Below are 17,750 nucleotides of genomic sequence, written 5' to 3' on the forward strand. Positions count from 1 at the left end.
ATACGCAATAAAAGACCGTCCCAATTCGAATCGTCCAACGAAGTTTTTGACTCAACTACTTCACCCACCTTTTCTCATCAAGTGTATCATACTCGTAAATTTATAGAAAATTTTCTTGAAAACTTGTTATTCTCCTATTTTATGCTAGACTATCTTTAAGAAAATATCATGGAGGAATCAACTTGAAAAAATTAATTGCAATCGATTTGGATGGCACTACTTTAAATAATCAATCCCTTATCAGTCCGACAACAGAAAAAGCATTGAAAAAAGCGATCGATCATGGGCACTATGTGAGTATCGTGACAGGACGCCCATACCGTATGAGCAGCCAATTTTACCGCCAATTAGGCTTAACAACTCCAATGGTCAATTTTAATGGCGCACTCGTTCATTTACCTGAAAAGAAATGGGCGAATGAAAAAGAAACAGGCATCAAAAGAGATTTAGTATTTGATATTTTAGCGCAGAAACAAGCGCTGAACCTTGATTTTGTTGCAGCTGAAAATAAAGAAACATTCTACATCGACACATTAGATTATTTCGACCCAGCTTTCTTCGCATCCGAGGCAACACCAAGCAATTTGCTTACGACGAAAAATTTAGTAACTGATCCAACATCTATGATGGTTCGTACAACACACGATCAAGCAAAAAATGTTTCGGATTCTTTAATAAAACAATACGGTGAATACGTCGATGTCAGAACATGGGGAGGTCCAACACCGATCTTGGAAATCGTTTCAAAAGGCATCCAAAAAGCGAAAGGCGTTGAACAGGTCGCTAGCTTCCTTAATGTTAAACGCGCTGATATTTTAGCATTCGGTGACGAACATAACGATGAAGAAATGCTTGATTACGTTGGCTGGGGCGTTGCAATGAAAAACGCGACAGATAAAATCAAATCGGTCGCAAATGATATCACAGAAAAGACGAATGATGAAGATGGTTTAGCTGATTATTTAACTCAGTATTTGGACCTGAACGATCATTAATATGACTTTTTCTGTATCGATCGGCTAACTACAAATTTTATAAGATGACTGCAGAATCCAAATGTGTGCAGTCATCTTTTTTTACCTTTACAATTCTTATTCTTCTTGATAAAATAAGAACATACGTTCTCGTTAAATTTAGAAAAGAGGAATAACTATGGATTTATCTAGAAAAATTGAGATTCTTGCTGAATCAGCCAAGTATGACGTCTCTTGCTCCAGCAGTGGTGTTGCTGATAATCAGCGGACAGGCAGCGTTGGCAGCACAGCCAAAGCTGGGATTTGTCACTCATTCACAAGCGACGGACGCTGTGTTTCCTTACTAAAACTATTATTTACAAATGCTTGTATTTTTGATTGTCACTATTGCATCAATAGAAAATCCAACGCGATCCCGCGGGCGACTTTTACACCTCAAGAAGTCGCCGATCTAACAATGGATTTTTATATGAGAAATTATATCGAAGGCTTATTTTTAAGCTCTGCTATTATAAAAAATGTTGACTACACAAGTGAGCTTTTGATCAAAACGCTAAAGATCTTACGTCATGAAAAAGGATTTAAAGGGTATATCCATGTGAAAGCAATTCCAGGAGCTGATGAACGATTGATCGAAGAGCTTGGCTTTCTTGCTGATCGAATGAGCGTGAACGTTGAATTGCCTTCACGCGAAAGTCTCAAGCTTTTAGCACCGGATAAAGACCCATTCGCTTTATACAAACCTATGAAGCAAATTACCCATAAGAAAAAGGAGCTATCCTTGGTTCCAGCTTTAAAGAGAGCAAGTTCTTTTGTGCCCGCTGGACAGTCTACCCAAATGATCATTGGTGCTTCTCCGGAAAGCGATCATTCCATCGTTAAAATTGCAGAAAATCTTTATCAAAAGTATGACTTGAAGCGCGTTTATTACTCTGCTTATATACCCGTAAATCAAGATTCGTTATTACCCGCCGTCACGACTGATCCACCTTTGTTACGAGAACACCGTTTATATCAAGCAGACTGGCTTTTACGCTTTTATCGCTTTTCTGCAGATGAAATTTTATCGCCAGAAAAACCTAATTTTAATTTATATTTAGACCCTAAAGCAAACTGGGCTGTTCAAAATTACGAGCAATTTCCCATTGATGTTCAAACAGCCTCATACGAGCGTTTATTACGAATACCAGGAATCGGACCAAAGAGTGCCCAAAATATCTTAAAAGCAAGAAAATACTACAAATTACACTTGTCTGACCTAAAAAAATTAGGAGTCGTTGTCAAACGAGCACAGTATTTTATCAGCTGTAACGGAGCCGTTCAAGCAGGTTTGATTCAAGAGCCTGAATGGATAATCACTTCTTTGATCTCCTCTAAACAGTATGACACATTGAAAAAAGTAAATACGCAATCCAGGCATGAACAATTGTCTTTATTTGATGTGGAACGCTTTGAAGCGACCAAACACAAGGAGATGCGTTATGTCAATTGAAGAAACAAATGAAGTTTGGGAATATGACGGCAGTTACTATGGCTTTTTGACCATTGTTTATCATGCATTCAAAAAGAACTGTTTTCCAGAAATGATTTTGACCCCTGAAAATTCAGTTGAAACACTCTTTATCAGTGAATGGTTCGAAACAGATGAAGAACTGGCAAAAAAAATCTATCAACGACTAGAACAGCGTCTAAAAAAAGAAAATCTTCTGTTTATTATTGATGGCTTTTATTGTTCGTTAAAAGAAAAGGAACGCTGCTTATTGGATGCGATCCAAATCGCATTATCAACAAAAGATTCGCTGACCAACCATTTGGGGCATCCATCGATCCTCGCTTTACAAAAATCCTTAAAAGCTTTGTTTAGTGAAGTCCACTTATTTACAGGATTTGTTCGTTTTGAATATGTGGGAGCATTCTTGTACAGTCAAATCGCACCTAAACATTTTTCTTTACCCTACTTATGTCCGCACTTTGCTCAAAGATACCCAAATGAAACGCTCATGATCTACGATGAAACACACCGTTTACTGGGAATCATCGAACAAGCTCAGATTCGATTTATCGAAAATACAGATCCCCCAGTATTTCACGCTCAGTCTTGCGAACAAGAAGTTCAAGACAATTGGCGAACGTTTCTTCGAGCCGTGACGATCGAAGAACGTAAAAATGAACAAGTCCAATTATCTCACCTCCCTAAACGTTTTCGCGGAAATATGGTTGATTTTTGAGAATAAAAGGAGTTACTTCTGCTTCCACCGTTTATTCGTTTTAAAAAGGACTGGGTCGTAACTCGTAGAGTTACATCCCAGTCCTTTTTCTATTCTATTCAATCGATTCTAAGATGGATCTTTTTCACGATCAACTTATCTGGTAACTGTGATTGATTGCTTTGTTCCCCAATAACTTCAGCAAAGATATTAGTGCGGTCCTCTTTTTTCTGAAGCTGATAGTCAATTTTTCCTGTCTCGTTCAGCTCATTCATCATTTCATTGTAGTTATCAGATTCTGCTTTTTTCGTAATGAAACCTAGACCAACCAGCTGTTCATCTAAATTTTTGGCTGATATCAATGAACCAAAAGCAATTTTTTTGCGAATCGTCTGGTTCAATTGAGCGATTTTCACCTTTGGATCTTGTTGAGCAGACTGTTTTTCTAATAAATCTTCATACTGCTCTACTGTCAGCATGACCCCTGCAACTCTATTTCTATTATAGATATAGACGCCTGTTTCTTCTTTCTTGGCTGTAGCAAAAACGGTCATCGGCGATTGCTTCACATCTGTAATCGAGACAGAAATTTCTTTTTCACTTTTCATTCGTCAACTTCCCTTCCTAGACGATTATATCATACAGAAAAACTGTGTGAAGAGCTTTTTATGAATTGCTTGTACGAATGAAAAATGTCGATCGTGTCTTTTTTCAGATTGAATCAATTGCTTTAAAGCCGATATCTTTGCGGTAAAACAAGCCAGTCGTATCCATTTTTTCCAGCCGTTCATAAACTGCTTCCTGCGCTTCTTTTAACGTATCTCTACTTGCTTCAACTAGATACACACGCCCGCCATTCGAAAGAAGCTGGCCTGATGTCTCTTTTACTCCTGCATAATAGATATGTTCATCCGAAGCATCAAAAGCAGCTGGAACTGTGTGATCTTTTTGATACTCTCCCGGATATCCCTTTGCTGCAACGACAACACCCAAGCTATATCCTGTTTGCTTCCATTCAATTTCTGGTGTTTTTCCATGTAATAGATCATCAATGATTTGAGCTAGATCGCTATTCAAGCGCTGTAAAACCACCTGTGTTTCCGGATCACCAAAGCGCGCATTAAATTCAATCACTTTAGGCCCTGCGGAAGTAGCGATCAAACCAGTATATAAAATACCCGTAAAAGGTTTTCCCTCTTCGATCATTCCAAGTGCTGCTGGTCGTACAATCGTTGATACTGCTTTTTCTATGAGAGATCGAGGAATTTGCGGTACGGGAGCATACGCACCCATTCCGCCAGTATTTGGGCCTAAATCGCCATCATATGCACGCTTGTGATCCTGAGCAATCACCATTGGATAAACCTCTTGATCACGAACAAAAGCCAATAGCGAAAATTCTTCTCCTTCAAGAAATTCCTCTACAACAACTTTGGCGCCACTTTGTCCGAACTTATTTTCCTTAAGCATATCTTCAAGTGCCTCAATTGCTTCAGCAGTTGTTTCTGCAACAACGACTCCTTTTCCAGCAGCTAATCCATCTGCTTTTATTACGATCGACGCCCCTTTTTCAAGAACATATGCTTTTGCTCGTTCGAAGTCAGAAAATGTCTGATGCTCTGCTGTCGGAATGTTATATCGATTCATTAGCTCTTTTGCGAAATCCTTAGACCCTTCAATCAATGCTGCTGCTTTTGTCGGGCCAAAAATCAACAGCCCCTCCGCGGTAAAATCATCAACGATCCCATTTAAAAGAGGGATCTCAGGACCAACAAACGTCCAATCGATTTTTTGTTCTTTCGCAAATTCGATTAAGCTGACATGATCATCTTCAGCAATATCAACAAGTTGAATCCCATCTTTTTTCATCCCTGCATTCCCTTTAGCACAGAAAACAGAATCAACCTTTGGACTTTGATACAATTTTTGAGCAATCGTATGCTCTCTACCGCCGCTTCCGATCACTAAAATATTTAATCCCATGTTACTCTCCTTTTAATGTCTAAAGTGTCTAACATCTGTAAAGACCATTGCAATTCCATATTTATCAGCCATGTCGATCGACTCTTGATCTTTGATGCTTCCACCAGGTTGAATGATTGCTTTGATGCCATGATCTCCAGCATAAGCAACGCTATCTCCCATCGGGAAAAACGCATCACTGGCTAAAACTGCTTCCTCGATCGCTGTGCCTGCCTGCTCGATCGCAATCTGAACAGAACCAACGCGATTCATCTGACCTGCACCAATCCCAAGTGTTTGATGATTATTTGCCACAACGATAGCATTGCTTTTTACATGTTTTACAGCTTTCCAAGCAAATTCAAGAGCAGCTATTTCTTTTTCACTAGGTGCTCTTTTTGTTACAACTTGCCAATCGCCCTTTGTTTCACTAATAACGTCTTGATTTTGAATCAGCAAACCACCTAAAACAGAGATTTTTTCATCTTTTAGCGCTTGATCTTTTTTAGAAAAGTCTAATGTCATCAAGCGTAGATTTTTTTTCTTTGATAACAGTTCCAGCGCTTCCTCAGAGAAACTAGGTGCAATGATGATCTCAAGAAACAGCTGATGCATCTTTTCAGCTACTGGTGTATCTACCTCACGATTCAATACGATGATCCCACCAAAAATCGACACAGGATCAGCTTCATACGCATATTGGTATGCTTCATCGATCGTTTGACCGATCCCTATTCCGCAAGGGTTCATATGTTTCACCGCTACAACTGCTGGCTCAGAATATTCTCTAGAAATTCGAATCGCTGCATCCGCATCCCGAATATTATTATAGGATAATTCTTTTCCATGCAGCTGTTTTGCGCTGGCGATCGAAAAAGCCGTTGGCAAAGCATCTTGATAAAAGGTTGCTTGTTGATGACTGTTTTCACCATAGCGTAATGACTGCTTTAATTCATAAGTCAACGTAAGTGATTCAGGTTCTACCTCACCGACTAACTCTGTCAGATATTCCGCAATCAATGCATCATATGCAGCCGTATGACGAAAAACCTTGGCAGCCAATTTTTTTCTGGTAGAAAGAGCTGTCTGTCCATTTTCTTTCAGCTCAGACAAAATCAATGGGTAATCTGCGGGATCAACAACAACAGTGACTGCCTGATGATTTTTAGCAGCGCTTCGTAACATACTAGGACCACCAATATCAATATTTTCGATTGCTTCTTCTTCTGTAACATTTTCCTTTAGAATCGTTTCTTTAAACGGATATAAATTCACACATACAAAATCGATCGGTCGAATATCATGCTGCTCCATCGCTTCCATATGAGAAGGCATGTCGCGACGTCCTAATAATCCGCCATGAATGTTAGGGTGCAATGTTTTGACACGTCCGTCCATCATTTCTGGAAAACCAGTTACTTCATCGATCGAGAGAGTTGGAAGACCGGCTTGATCAAGAGTTGCTTTCGTCCCTCCAGTAGAAATAATTTCGATCCCCTGTGCAATCAATCCCTCTACAAAAGAAACGATCCCTGTTTTATCTGAAACACTGACCAATGCTCTTCTTTTCATCATTAAAAACTCTCTCCTTGCTGTGATTTAATTACTTGTGCTAAAACAGTTGGATACAAACGATGCTCAATAGCATGGATTTTTTTCTCTAAATCGCTCAATGTATCATCAGCTTCAATAGCCACAGATTCTTGAGCAATGATCGGACCTGTATCCACGCCAGCATCAACAAAATGAATAGTCACTCCCGTTTTTTTCACGCCACTTTCAAAAGCATCTTTGATGCCTGTTAAACCGGGAAAATCAGGCAGCAGCGACGGATGAATATTGATGATTCTATTTGCAAAAACTTCCAATAATGTCGCTCCAATAATTCTCATATAACCTGCCAAAATAATCAAATCGATTTGTTCTTCTTCAAGTAGATGAAGCAACTCCGCCTCATAAATCTCTTTTGATTCAAAATCCTTAGGTGAAAAAGAAATAACAGGAATCGATAAAGTTCGTGCCCGCTGAATCACATAGGCATCCTTTTTATCACAAAATAACAAACTGATTTCTCCTGGGATCGTTCCTGCTTCAACTGCTTCTGCAATCACTTGAAAATTACTGCCATTTCCTGAAGCAAATACAGCTAATTTCATTTTCACACCTCTTTAAATAGAATCGGCTGGTTTTCTCTTCGCACCACTTTTCCAATGACATAGCCCGTTTCGCCTACCTCACTTAAAATGGTTTGAACATCGTCAACTTTTTGCGGCGAAACAGCTAAAACCATCCCAATCCCCATATTGAAGATCTCGAACATTTCCAATTCAGGAATTTGTCCATACTTTCCAAGCACTGTAAATATTGGTAGCTTGGGCCATGAACCTAAATGAATCTCTGCACACAGCTCTTTTGACAGCATACGTGGGATATTCTCCACAAAGCCGCCTCCTGTAATATGCGCTGCACCATTTAGCAAGCCTTGTTTAATTAAAGGCAGCATAGCTTTGACATAGATTTTAGTTGGTTTCAGTAACTCATCTGACAATTGCGTTTCATTCAACTCCGGAATGATCGACATGCCTGTAAGCGCGTGTTTTTCAAAAAAGATTTTACGAACAAGGGAATAGCCATTCGAATGGATACCGCTTGCCGGTAAACCAATCAAAATATCTCCTGTCTTTACTGAATCGCCGGTTATTACTTGACTTTTTTCTGCAACACCGACTGCAAAACCTGCTAAATCATATTCTGACTCGTCGTACATCCCCGGCATCTCAGCAGTTTCACCGCCAATCAACGCAGCTCCTGCTTGAAGACACCCGTCGGCAACTCCAGCAACAACCTTTTCTAAACGTTCCGGAACATTTTTTCCAGTCGCTATATAGTCAAGAAAATATAGTGGTTCCGCTCCCTGTGCGACAATATCATTCACACACATTGCCACACAATCGATCCCGATCGTATCATGTCGATCCGCCTCAAGTGCGACCATCAACTTTGTTCCTACCCCGTCTGTTCCCGAAATCAAGACAGGCTCCTTCACATCCACCATACTCAAGTCAAAACATCCGCCAAAGCCTCCAAGAGCACCCATCACACCAGCGCGTTCGGTTCGTTTCACATGTTTTTTTATTCTTTCAACTACTTCATAACCAGCCTCAACATCTACACCAGCTTTTGCATAGGCATTTGCCATCTGTGTTCCTCCTGTCATTTGAGTTACAGTTGCTTTAAACAAAACTAATTTTGTCCTTTAAAGATTTTCGATAAGTCGTTTCATAATCATATAAAGGCGTTGGATAATCACCATTGAAATAAGCCATGCACAGTCCTGAATACGGTGCATCATAGTTTAAACCGATCGCATCGATCAAGCCTTGTTCACTCAAAAAACTCAAAGAATCTGCAGTGATCAATTGTTCGATTTCAGAGACTGAATGATTAGCTGCAATCAATTCTTTTCTTGTTTGTATATCTATCCCATAAAAACAAGGGAATTTTAACGGCGGTGATGCAATTCGAACATGAACTTCTTTTGCCCCTGCATCTTTTAATAGTTGAACGATACGACGGCTCGTCGTTCCTCTCACGATCGAATCATCGACCATCACTACCCGCTTTCCTTCAACCACGCCTCTTACAGCCGAAAGCTTCATCCGAACACCTTGTTCTCTTAATTCCTGAGTCGGTTGAATAAATGTTCGTGCAATATATTGATTTTTGACTAAACCCATTTCATAAGGAATCCCGCTGGCTTCTGCATAGCCGCTTGCTGCAGAAAGCGATGAATTAGGAACACCGACGACCATATCTGCTTCAACTGGTGCTTCGATTGCTAAACGTTTTCCCATATTTTTTCTCGCTGTATGAACGTTCACACCGGCAATATTAGAATCCGGTCGGGCAAAGTAAATATACTCCATTGAACAAATCGAATATTGAGTGTCATCTGTATATGTCTCAACTTTATACCCGTTGTCATCAATGATGATCACTTCTCCTGGACCAACATCTCTGATAAAGGAAGCACCAATCACTTCTAATGCACAGGTCTCACTGGCGATCACATACGCACCGTTTTTCATTTGACCGATCGATAATGGTCGAAACGCATTTGGATCAAGTGCTGCAATCATTGCCGTTTCAGTCATCAGTAAGTATGCAAAACCACCCTTGACTGTTCTCAGACCTTCTTTTAGCTGTTCGATAAACGTTTCTTTTTTACTACGACGAATCAGATGCATCAAAATTTCAGTATCTGAGTTAGAATGAAAAATTGCACCATCTTTTTCCAATTCTTTTCGCAAACTCTTGGCGTTGGTTAGATTTCCATTATGAGCAAGACCACATGAGCTATCATAAAATTTGAATAAAAATGGCTGAATATTATCTACACTGCCATTTCCAGCAGTTGCATAGCGGACATGACCAATAGCAGATTCGCCATTCAGTGCAGTTAGCGAGCGGTCATCTTTGAACACTTCAGATAATAGCCCCAACCCGCGATAACCATTTAATTTCCCCTCATGATTAGAAACGATGCCTGCACCTTCTTGTCCGCGATGCTGCAAACTATGAAGACCAAAATACGTTACTCGAGCAGCATCTGGATGTCCCCAAATCCCAAAAACTCCGCATTCCTCATTTAGACTTTTTACTTCATAAGACATGGAATAGCTTCCTCCCAGACTTCTCTCGCCTTTTGTGTCATCAATTCGATTTTTTGATCAGCAGTTTTAATCTTGAGCAATCCATTATTAGTAACTACACCGATTTTTCGAGCCGAGTCTTTTACTAGTTGTTCAAAAGCAACTTGATTTTCAGGTTTCACTGAGACAACAAAACGAGATTGTGTTTCAGAAAACAACAGCGCAGTATCCATTGCTGCATCCACATCTATACCAACATTCTTTTTAAATGCAGATTCTGCTAAGGCGATTGCTAAACCGCCTTCTGAACAATCATGAGCACTTGCAACCAAGCCTGCTTCAATCGCTTTTGAAACTAACTGTTGATGTTCTTTTTCAATCATTAAATCAAAGTCCATCAATTTTCCTTCGATTCGACCTAAGTGCATTTTTTGGATTTCAGTACCATTAAAATCTGCATTTGTTTCCCCTATCACATAAATCAAATCGTTTGCTGCTTTAAAGTCTTGTGTCGTTATATTCTTCAAATCACTGATCAATCCAACCATACCAATAACAGGTGTGGGATAAATTGCTTTACCATCAGTCTCGTTATATAAAGAAACATTTCCGGAAATTACTGGCGTCTCTAAAACTTCACATGCTCTTGCTATTCCATCAGCAGATGTCCACAGCTCCCAAAACCCTTCCGGTTTATCCGGTGAGCCATAATTTAAGCAGTCAGTGATCGCTAAAGGCTGACCGCCGCTAGCAACAATATTTCTTGCAGCTTCTGCCACTGCTATTTGTCCGCCAACTTCCGGATCCAAATAAAGATAACGCGCATTACAATCTGTCGTCATCGCTAGCGCTTTATTCGTTCCGCGAACGCGTAAAACAGCTGCATCACTACCAGGTAATACGACCGTATTCGTTCGCACTTGGGAGTCATAGGTTTCATAAATGACTTTCTTAGAAGCGATAGTCGGCTGTTGCAGCAAAGCAAGTAATGTTTGAGTTCCGTCGATTACTTCCGGATAGAAATCATCCATTGAAGCAAAAGCACTGATTCTAGCTGGTTCTTGTTTTTCCTTTTGATACACTGGTGCATCTTCTGCCAATGCATCCACAGGTAAATTAGCAACTTCTATGCCGTTATGATTCAAACGATAAAGCCCATCATCTGTCACTTTCCCAATCGTCACAGCGTCCAAATCATATTTTTGAAACAAGTCAATAACTGTTTGTTCACGTCCTTTTTCAACACAGATCAACATACGTTCCTGCGATTCAGATAACATCATCTCATAAGGTGTCATGCCTATTTCACGCTGTGGTACATCATCTAGATCTAAAATCAAACCAGAACCAGCTTTTGAAGCCATTTCAGCACTAGAAGAAACCAAACCAGCTGCTCCCATATCTTGAATGCCCACCAAAATATCTGAGTGGTTCAAGATCAATTCTAAACAAGCTTCCAGTAAAAGTTTTTCCATAAAAGGATCACCAACCTGAACAGCAGAACGCTGCTGCTCTTCACCCTCAACAAATTCTTCAGAAGCAAATGTCGCACCATGAATGCCGTCGCGTCCTGTTTTCGCTCCGACATACATGATGGCATTCCCGACTCCTTTGGCTTGTCCTTTTTGAATATCTTTATGATCGATCAAACCGACACACATCGCATTTACTAAAGGATTGCCTTCGTAGCAAGGATCAAAAGCAACTTCACCGCCGACAGTTGGGATTCCAATACAATTTCCGTAGCCGCTAATACCAGCAACCACTTCTTCTAAAAGATATTTTGTCCGATCATTTGTCAGTTCACCAAACCGTAAAGAATCCAACAATGCAATTGGTCTTGCGCCCATACTGAAAATATCTCTAATGATCCCACCAACACCGGTTGCTGCACCTTCATATGGTTCAACCGCTGAGGGATGATTATGACTTTCCGCTTTGAATACCACTGCTTGACCATCACCGATATCGACGATCCCCGCACCTTCACCTGGTCCTTGTAATACTTGCGGTCCTGTGGTAGGAAACTTTCGTAAAACGGGCTTTGAATTTTTATACGAACAATGCTCGCTCCACATCACTGAGAATAAACCTGTTTCTGTGTAATTCGGCATCCGGCCTAAAATATCCTCTTCGATCATTCGATACTCTTCATCTGTTAAGCCCCAGTCAGAATAGATTCGTTGGTTTTTGATGTCTTCTGGCGTTGGTTCCGTTACTTTCATCATACGTTTATCCGTTCCTTTTCATAGTTTTTAACAATCGATTTAAAAAAGCGCAGACCATCATCAGAGCCTAAAAGACTTTCTACAGCTCGTTCCGGATGCGGCATCATACCCAAAACATTGCCTTTTTCATTGATGATCCCAGCAATATTTTCAATACTTCCATTAGGGTTTTCATCTGCATACGTAAAAACGATTTGCTGTTTTTTTTTCAGTGTTTCGAGCGTTTCTTCATCACAATAATAATTTCCCTCGCCGTGTGCTACCGGTATTCGAATGCATTCTCCAGCTTTGTACTCGGAGGTGAAATTCGTTTGATTATTCACCACTTTCAGCGACACAGTTTTACAAACAAAATGAAGCGATTCATTGCGAATCAACGCTCCCGGCAACAACCCAGCTTCTGTCAAAATCTGAAAGCCATTACAGGTGCCAAAAACTGGTTTTCCTTCATCCGCAAACCGAACAACTTCATCAATGATTTTAGAAAAACGGGCAATCGCCCCGCATCTAAGGTAATCACCATATGAAAAGCCGCCAGGTATCAATACCCCATCAAATCCTTCTAAACTCTCTGCATCATGACGAACATATTCTGCCTCTTCACCTAAAATGTCTCTAACAGCCCATAAAAGATCCATATCACAATTCGATCCGGGAAAAACAATGACCGCAAATTTCATTTTAGAGCTCCTCCGTGATTTCATAACGATAGGTTTCCATATTGACATTTGCTAGTAATTTATCACAAATTTCTTCGATCACAGTTTCAACAGTCCGATCACTTTGTGCCACTTTGATTTCAAAGTATTTTCCTATCCGAATTTCTTCGATTTCATTGAATCCTAAGCGATGAACCGCTCCTTTGACCGCTTCTCCTTGAGGATCTAATACAGAATCTTTGTACGTAACATAGACTTTTGCTAAGTAATTCATTGACTATTCTCCTTTTTTATCGTTAATTGAATCTTTTTTCCAAACGAGTTAATACTTCTTGATACACAGGTACAATTTCACCTAAATTTTTACGATAGACATCTTTATCTAGAGGTTGATTCGTTTTAAAATCCCATAAACGGCACGTATCAGGGGTAATTTCATCAGCTAATAAAATCGTTCCGTCAGAGCATCTGCCAAATTCGATTTTAAAATCAACTAATCGTAGATCGATTTCTCTGAAAATCTCAATCAACAGTTGATTTATTTTATGCGCTTCGTCTTTGATTGTTTTGATTTCCTCTTCATTTGCAATTTCAAGAATTTTGACATGGTCATCATTGATCAATGGATCATCCAATGAATCTTCTTTAAAGTAAAATTCCAAAATCGGCTGTGCTAATTCTACTCCTTCTTCAAAAGCTAATCGCTTAGCAAAACTGCCAGCAGAAATGTTTCTGATCACAACTTCTAAAGGTATGATCGCTAAAGGACGCACCAATTGTTCGTGTTTTGATATTTTTTTGATAAAATGGCTCGACATTCCTTTTTGTGCGAGTTGCTCAAAAATCAATGCGGTTATTTGATTGTTGAGCATTCCTTTCCCCTGAACAATATCTTTCCTAGCTCCATTCAAAGCAGTTGCCTGATCTAAGTATTCCACTCGTAATTGCTCAGGATCATCTGTTTTAAATAGTTTTTTTGCTTTACCTTCATATAACAACATATCTTCCATCGCAGTTCAGCACTCTCTTTCCGTACGTTTTTTATTATAAAAACGAATATCATTCGTATAATATCTTTGTTTACATTTTAACAAGCATTATTCAGGGCGTCAACAAAATCATTAACGATAATAAAACATTTATCATAATCGTTCGTGTTTATCAAAATGATACTTTTTCTTCATTCCTCAAACAACAGAAAAACAGCTGTAAGCATTTACAATAGATAGTAAAAATGGTATGCTAATAAAAAATAACTTGCTTAACGTGTTCACTATTCTTTAGTGATGATTTTTAGGAGGGACCTCAAGAATGACTAGCGATTATGACCATTTGACTCAGGAATTTTTGGCAGGATTAGTGCTTGAAGAACGAACGAAATTGTATAATGACTTATTAGCCTTAGAAGAAGTTCATAAGTTGAATCAGCACAGCTCTTACTACACATTTAGAAATTTGAAGCGTATTTTTCAACGACATTCTGAACGAAGAAAGCGTACGTTTCGTTATATAAATAGCCATAACAACGAACTGTTGATCCACCAGATTCACGAACAACATTTCTGTAAAAATAAATATTGTATTCAGATTTACTTTAATTCAAAAGAGTGCAATTATTTGTTTATCGATCAACTACTTACTGCGCTAAAAGCGCCTTCTACTTCACCATTAAGAAACTTAAGAGAAATAGCCATTTAAAAGACAGAAACTCTTAGAGATACAGCTAAGAGTTTTTTTGACCACTTGAGGAGAGATTATGGAAAAACTAAAAGTTAAAGTAACAGTCGATCGACCTATTGGTTATCTAGATTCCTTTAATAATCGTTACCCAGTAAATTATGGTTACATTGAAGGAGTGAGAGGCGGAGACGGCGAAGAACAAGATGCATATATTTTAAATGTACCAGCAAAAAAGCTAGATACATTTATTGGCATCGTCACAGCCGTGATCCATCGAAATGACGATATCGAAACAAAGTGGATCGTTATACCAGAAGGTTCAACGATCTCAGTAGATGAAATCACAAAACAAACTTATTTTATTGAACAACACTTTGATAGTCATATTGAACTTCTTTAGATAAGAAAAGAGTATCAACCAAAAGTAACGATTTCTTTTGGTTGATACTCTCTTTTTTCTATTACGCTAGTCCGACACGCTCAAAAATAATGTCAACATTTTTTAAATGATAATTATAATCAAATGCATCATCAAGCTCTTCTTTAGATAACACCGAGGTGATCTTTTCGTCAGCTTCAAGTAATGGTCTGAACGCCGTTTGATGATCCCAAGCATAAGCCGTTTTCGGCTGAACTAAATCGTAAGCTGCCTCTCTTGTCATACCGTGATCGATCAATTTTAATAATACTCGCTGGCTATATATCAGCCCAAAGGTCGCCTCCATGTTGCGTTTCATATTCTCTGGAAAAACAGTTAGATTTTTCACGATCGTCGAGAAGCGATTCAACATATAATTCAGTAAGATCGTTGTATCTGGAATAATGATTCGTTCCGCCGATGAGTGGGAAATATCTCTTTCATGCCATAAAGTAACGTTTTCATAGGCTGTCACCATATGTCCGCGAATCACACGAGCAAGCCCTGTCATATTTTCTGAACCGATCGGGTTTCGTTTATGCGGCATCGCAGATGAACCTTTTTGACCTTTTGCAAAAAACTCTTCCACTTCTCGTGTTTCAGATTTTTGCAGGCCGCGGATCTCTGTTGCAAATTTTTCGATACTTGTTGCAATCAGCGCCATTGCAGAAACGTATTCAGCATGCAGATCTCGCGGTAAAACTTGAGTAGAAATTTCCTGCGCTCTGATGCCTAAATGTTCACAAACATATTCTTCAACAAAAGGAGGAATATTCGCAAACGTTCCAACCGCACCACTGATCTTCCCAGCCTCTACGCCTCTAGCTGCATGATCAAAACGCTCAATATTTCGTTTCATTTCTGAATACCATAAAGCTAGCTTCAATCCAAAAGTAGTTGGTTCAGCATGAACACCGTGTGTACGACCCATCATGACTGTATCTTTATGTTCTTTAGCTTTTTCACCAACGATTTCTGTAAAACGTGCGAGATCTGCTCTTAAAATATCATTGGCCTGCTTCAATTGATAGCCATAAGCTGTATCAACGACATCTGTACTCGTCAAACCATAATGTACCCATTTACGTTCTTCACCTAACGTTTCGGATACAGCTCTAGTAAATGCCACAACATCATGACGCGTTTCTTCTTCAATCTCTAAAATTCGAGCAACATCAAATGAAGCATTGTCACGAATTTTCTGCACATCTTCTTTTGGTATTTCACCTAGTTCTGCCCAAGCTTCATCAGCTAAAATCTCAACTTCCAACCAAGCTTTATAGCGGTTCTCATCTGTCCAAATAGCACCCATCTCTGGTCGTGTATAACGATCAATCATTCGTTTATCTGCTCCTTTTTAATCCCAAATAGTTGTTTGATAAATTTCTTCTAGGGTTTCGTATATATCCTCTGTCAAAATCGTGATATGCCCCATCTTGCGGCCTTTCTTTGCTTCTGCTTTACCATAATAATGAAAATGCCACTCTGGTTTTTCAGCAATCACATCCATCGTTTCATACATTTCATCACCTAAAATATTGACCATCACTGCTTCTGATAATAGTTCAACTTCAGCCAACGGCCAGCCGCAAATCCCTCGAATGTGGGCATCAAATTGACTCATCGAGCACGCTTCGATCGAATAATGTCCAGAATTGTGCGGTCTTGGTGCCAACTCATTTACATAAATACCACCATCATTGGTCAAAAACATTTCAACAGCTAGTGTTCCAGCTAAATCGACCGATTCGGCAATGACACGAGCGATGCGTTGTGCCTCAGCAACAACGTCATCATTGACTCTAGCTGGCGCAATCGTTTCATGCAAAATATTGTTACGATGAATATTTTCTACGACAGGGAAAACAGTATATTGTCCCTGCCCATTTCCGCTCACTAGGACGGATATCTCTTTTTCATAAGGAATCCAAGCTTCTAAGACGCAGGTTCCCTCTCTTAATAGATGCATCGCAGAAGAAACATCGGAAGTACTGTATAAGACAAATTGCCCTTTGCCATCATAACCGCCTCTAGTTGTCTTCAGCACACATGGGTAACCGATACCGTCGATCGCATCTTGAATATCTGTTGGGCTAACGATCGTTGCATATGGTGCAATCACGATATTATTTTCTTCAAGGAACGACTTCTCTAATAAGCGGTCTTGAGTAATCGCTAAAAGATCGGAACCTTGAGGGATCTCTGTCAAATCTTGCACCTGCATCAACGCCTCAACATCGACATTTTCAAATTCGTAAGTCAACACTTGGGAACGACTAGCTAATTCTTTTAGCGCTTCAACATCATCATATTCAGCCAGTAAATGCCAATCAGCCACCTGTGCTGCCGGACAGTCAACAGTCGGATCTAAAACGCCTATACGAAAGCCCATCTCCCTAGCGCTAAGCGCCATCATTCTGCCTAATTGTCCGCCACCAATGATCCCGATCATTTGACCCGGCAATAATGGTTTATTCAAGTTCATCACTACTTTCCATCACTGTTTGTTCAAGAAATTTACGCTCAGCGTCTAATTTCCCTGCTAACTCTACATCATACATGGAAAGCATCTGAACTGCAAGCAATCCTGCATTGACTGCTCCTGCACGACCGATCGCAGTCGTTGCTACAGGGACACCTCCTGGCATTTGAACGATCGATAACAATGAATCCAATCCATTTAATGCCTTCGACTGAACAGGCACTCCTATCACCGGTAATGTAGTTTTAGCAGCTATCATCCCTGGTAAGTGGGCAGCACCGCCAGCTCCTGCGATAATCACTTTAATGCCACGGGCTCTTGCCTCTTCAGCAAAACTAAACATATAGTCCGGCGTTCGATGAGCAGATACGACTTTTTTTTCATAAGGAACTCCAAATGCTTCTAAACGATCACACGCTTCTTTCATTGTCGGCCAATCCGATGTACTTCCCATTACTACTGAAACCACGACAGACATAAGATTCCCC

Annotated in this window: 18 protein-coding genes; 5 read left to right on the plus strand and 13 right to left on the minus strand. The window is 39.8% G+C overall.

Annotation, left to right across the window (positions count from 1 at the left end; genetic code table 11):
• Positions 1-182: 182 nt before the first annotated feature.
• The 3 genes from A5889_RS02355 (at position 183) to A5889_RS02365 (ending at position 3,202) form a co-directional block, all read left to right on the plus strand.
• On the plus strand, positions 183-995 hold the full coding sequence (locus tag A5889_RS02355) for a Cof-type HAD-IIB family hydrolase (protein ID WP_087640267.1): 813 nt from the start codon (positions 183-185) through the stop codon (positions 993-995).
• 157 nt (positions 996-1,152) lie between these two features.
• Positions 1,153-2,466 (plus strand): putative DNA modification/repair radical SAM protein, encoded by a 1,314-nt coding sequence (locus A5889_RS02360; protein ID WP_087640268.1) that lies wholly within the window; start codon positions 1,153-1,155, stop codon positions 2,464-2,466.
• Positions 2,456-3,202 (plus strand): TIGR03915 family putative DNA repair protein, encoded by a 747-nt coding sequence (locus tag A5889_RS02365; protein WP_087640269.1) that lies wholly within the window; start codon positions 2,456-2,458, stop codon positions 3,200-3,202. Before A5889_RS02360 ends, A5889_RS02365 begins: the two co-directional genes overlap by 11 nt.
• A gap of 98 nt (positions 3,203-3,300) precedes the next feature.
• Here A5889_RS02365 and A5889_RS02370 read toward each other — a convergent pair whose 3' ends face one another.
• From A5889_RS02370 to purC, 10 genes are all read right to left on the minus strand, one after another.
• Complete coding sequence (locus A5889_RS02370) at positions 3,301-3,789, minus strand: type II toxin-antitoxin system Phd/YefM family antitoxin (RefSeq protein ID WP_087640270.1); 489 nt, start codon at positions 3,787-3,789, stop codon at positions 3,301-3,303.
• A 103-nt stretch (positions 3,790-3,892) separates the two neighbouring features.
• Positions 3,893-5,164, minus strand: a complete 1,272-nt coding sequence (purD, locus tag A5889_RS02375; RefSeq protein WP_087640271.1) for a phosphoribosylamine--glycine ligase — start codon at positions 5,162-5,164, stop codon at positions 3,893-3,895.
• Positions 5,165-5,176: 12 nt separating this feature from the next.
• Positions 5,177-6,718 (minus strand): bifunctional phosphoribosylaminoimidazolecarboxamide formyltransferase/IMP cyclohydrolase, encoded by a 1,542-nt coding sequence (gene purH / locus A5889_RS02380; RefSeq protein WP_176372780.1) that lies wholly within the window; start codon positions 6,716-6,718, stop codon positions 5,177-5,179.
• A complete protein-coding gene (gene purN / locus A5889_RS02385) occupies positions 6,718-7,299 on the minus strand; it encodes a phosphoribosylglycinamide formyltransferase (protein ID WP_087640272.1) in 582 nt (193 codons plus the stop codon). Before purN ends, purH begins: the two co-directional genes overlap by 1 nt.
• A 2-nt stretch (positions 7,300-7,301) precedes the next feature.
• Positions 7,302-8,342: a phosphoribosylformylglycinamidine cyclo-ligase gene (purM, locus tag A5889_RS02390; RefSeq protein WP_087640273.1), complete on the minus strand. Its 1,041-nt coding sequence runs from the start codon at positions 8,340-8,342 to the stop codon at positions 7,302-7,304.
• Between the two features lie 34 nt (positions 8,343-8,376).
• On the minus strand, positions 8,377-9,816 hold the full coding sequence (gene purF / locus A5889_RS02395; RefSeq protein ID WP_087640274.1) for an amidophosphoribosyltransferase: 1,440 nt from the start codon (positions 9,814-9,816) through the stop codon (positions 8,377-8,379).
• Positions 9,801-12,023 carry a phosphoribosylformylglycinamidine synthase subunit PurL gene (gene purL / locus A5889_RS02400; protein WP_087640275.1) on the minus strand — a complete coding sequence of 741 codons (2,223 nt, stop codon included), beginning with the start codon at positions 12,021-12,023 and terminating at the stop codon, positions 9,801-9,803. Before purL ends, purF begins: the two co-directional genes overlap by 16 nt.
• Positions 12,020-12,727: a phosphoribosylformylglycinamidine synthase subunit PurQ gene (gene purQ / locus A5889_RS02405; protein WP_277989281.1), complete on the minus strand. Its 708-nt coding sequence runs from the start codon at positions 12,725-12,727 to the stop codon at positions 12,020-12,022. Before purQ ends, purL begins: the two co-directional genes overlap by 4 nt.
• On the minus strand, positions 12,705-12,956 hold the full coding sequence (purS, locus tag A5889_RS02410; protein ID WP_087640277.1) for a phosphoribosylformylglycinamidine synthase subunit PurS: 252 nt from the start codon (positions 12,954-12,956) through the stop codon (positions 12,705-12,707). Before purS ends, purQ begins: the two co-directional genes overlap by 23 nt.
• A 22-nt stretch (positions 12,957-12,978) precedes the next feature.
• Entirely contained in the window at positions 12,979-13,692 is a 714-nt protein-coding gene (gene purC, locus A5889_RS02415) for a phosphoribosylaminoimidazolesuccinocarboxamide synthase (protein WP_087640278.1), read from the minus strand.
• Positions 13,693-13,993: 301 nt separating this feature from the next.
• Here purC and A5889_RS02420 point away from each other — a divergent pair, with 301 nt between their 5' ends.
• Together A5889_RS02420 and A5889_RS02425 are read left to right on the plus strand one after the other, a co-directional pair.
• Entirely contained in the window at positions 13,994-14,380 is a 387-nt protein-coding gene (locus A5889_RS02420; RefSeq protein WP_087640279.1) for a hypothetical protein, read from the plus strand.
• A gap of 58 nt (positions 14,381-14,438) precedes the next feature.
• Complete coding sequence (locus A5889_RS02425; RefSeq protein WP_087640280.1) at positions 14,439-14,762, plus strand: inorganic pyrophosphatase; 324 nt, start codon at positions 14,439-14,441, stop codon at positions 14,760-14,762.
• A 61-nt stretch (positions 14,763-14,823) separates the two neighbouring features.
• Here the strand turns inward: A5889_RS02425 and purB are convergent, their stop codons facing one another.
• The 3 genes from purB to purE are packed head-to-tail and all read right to left on the minus strand — an operon-like array spanning position 14,824 to position 17,740.
• Positions 14,824-16,119, minus strand: a complete 1,296-nt coding sequence (gene purB, locus A5889_RS02430) for an adenylosuccinate lyase (RefSeq protein ID WP_087640281.1) — start codon at positions 16,117-16,119, stop codon at positions 14,824-14,826.
• A gap of 18 nt (positions 16,120-16,137) precedes the next feature.
• Positions 16,138-17,259, minus strand: coding sequence for a 5-(carboxyamino)imidazole ribonucleotide synthase (gene purK, locus A5889_RS02435; RefSeq protein WP_176372803.1), 1,122 nt, complete (start codon positions 17,257-17,259; stop codon positions 16,138-16,140).
• Positions 17,252-17,740 (minus strand): 5-(carboxyamino)imidazole ribonucleotide mutase, encoded by a 489-nt coding sequence (gene purE / locus A5889_RS02440; RefSeq protein ID WP_087640283.1) that lies wholly within the window; start codon positions 17,738-17,740, stop codon positions 17,252-17,254. Before purE ends, purK begins: the two co-directional genes overlap by 8 nt.
• Positions 17,741-17,750: the final 10 nt, after the last annotated feature.

It is taken from the genome of Enterococcus sp. 9D6_DIV0238, from assembly GCF_002174455.2.
In the GTDB taxonomy this organism is placed as follows: domain Bacteria; phylum Bacillota; class Bacilli; order Lactobacillales; family Enterococcaceae; genus Enterococcus_L; species Enterococcus_L dunnyi.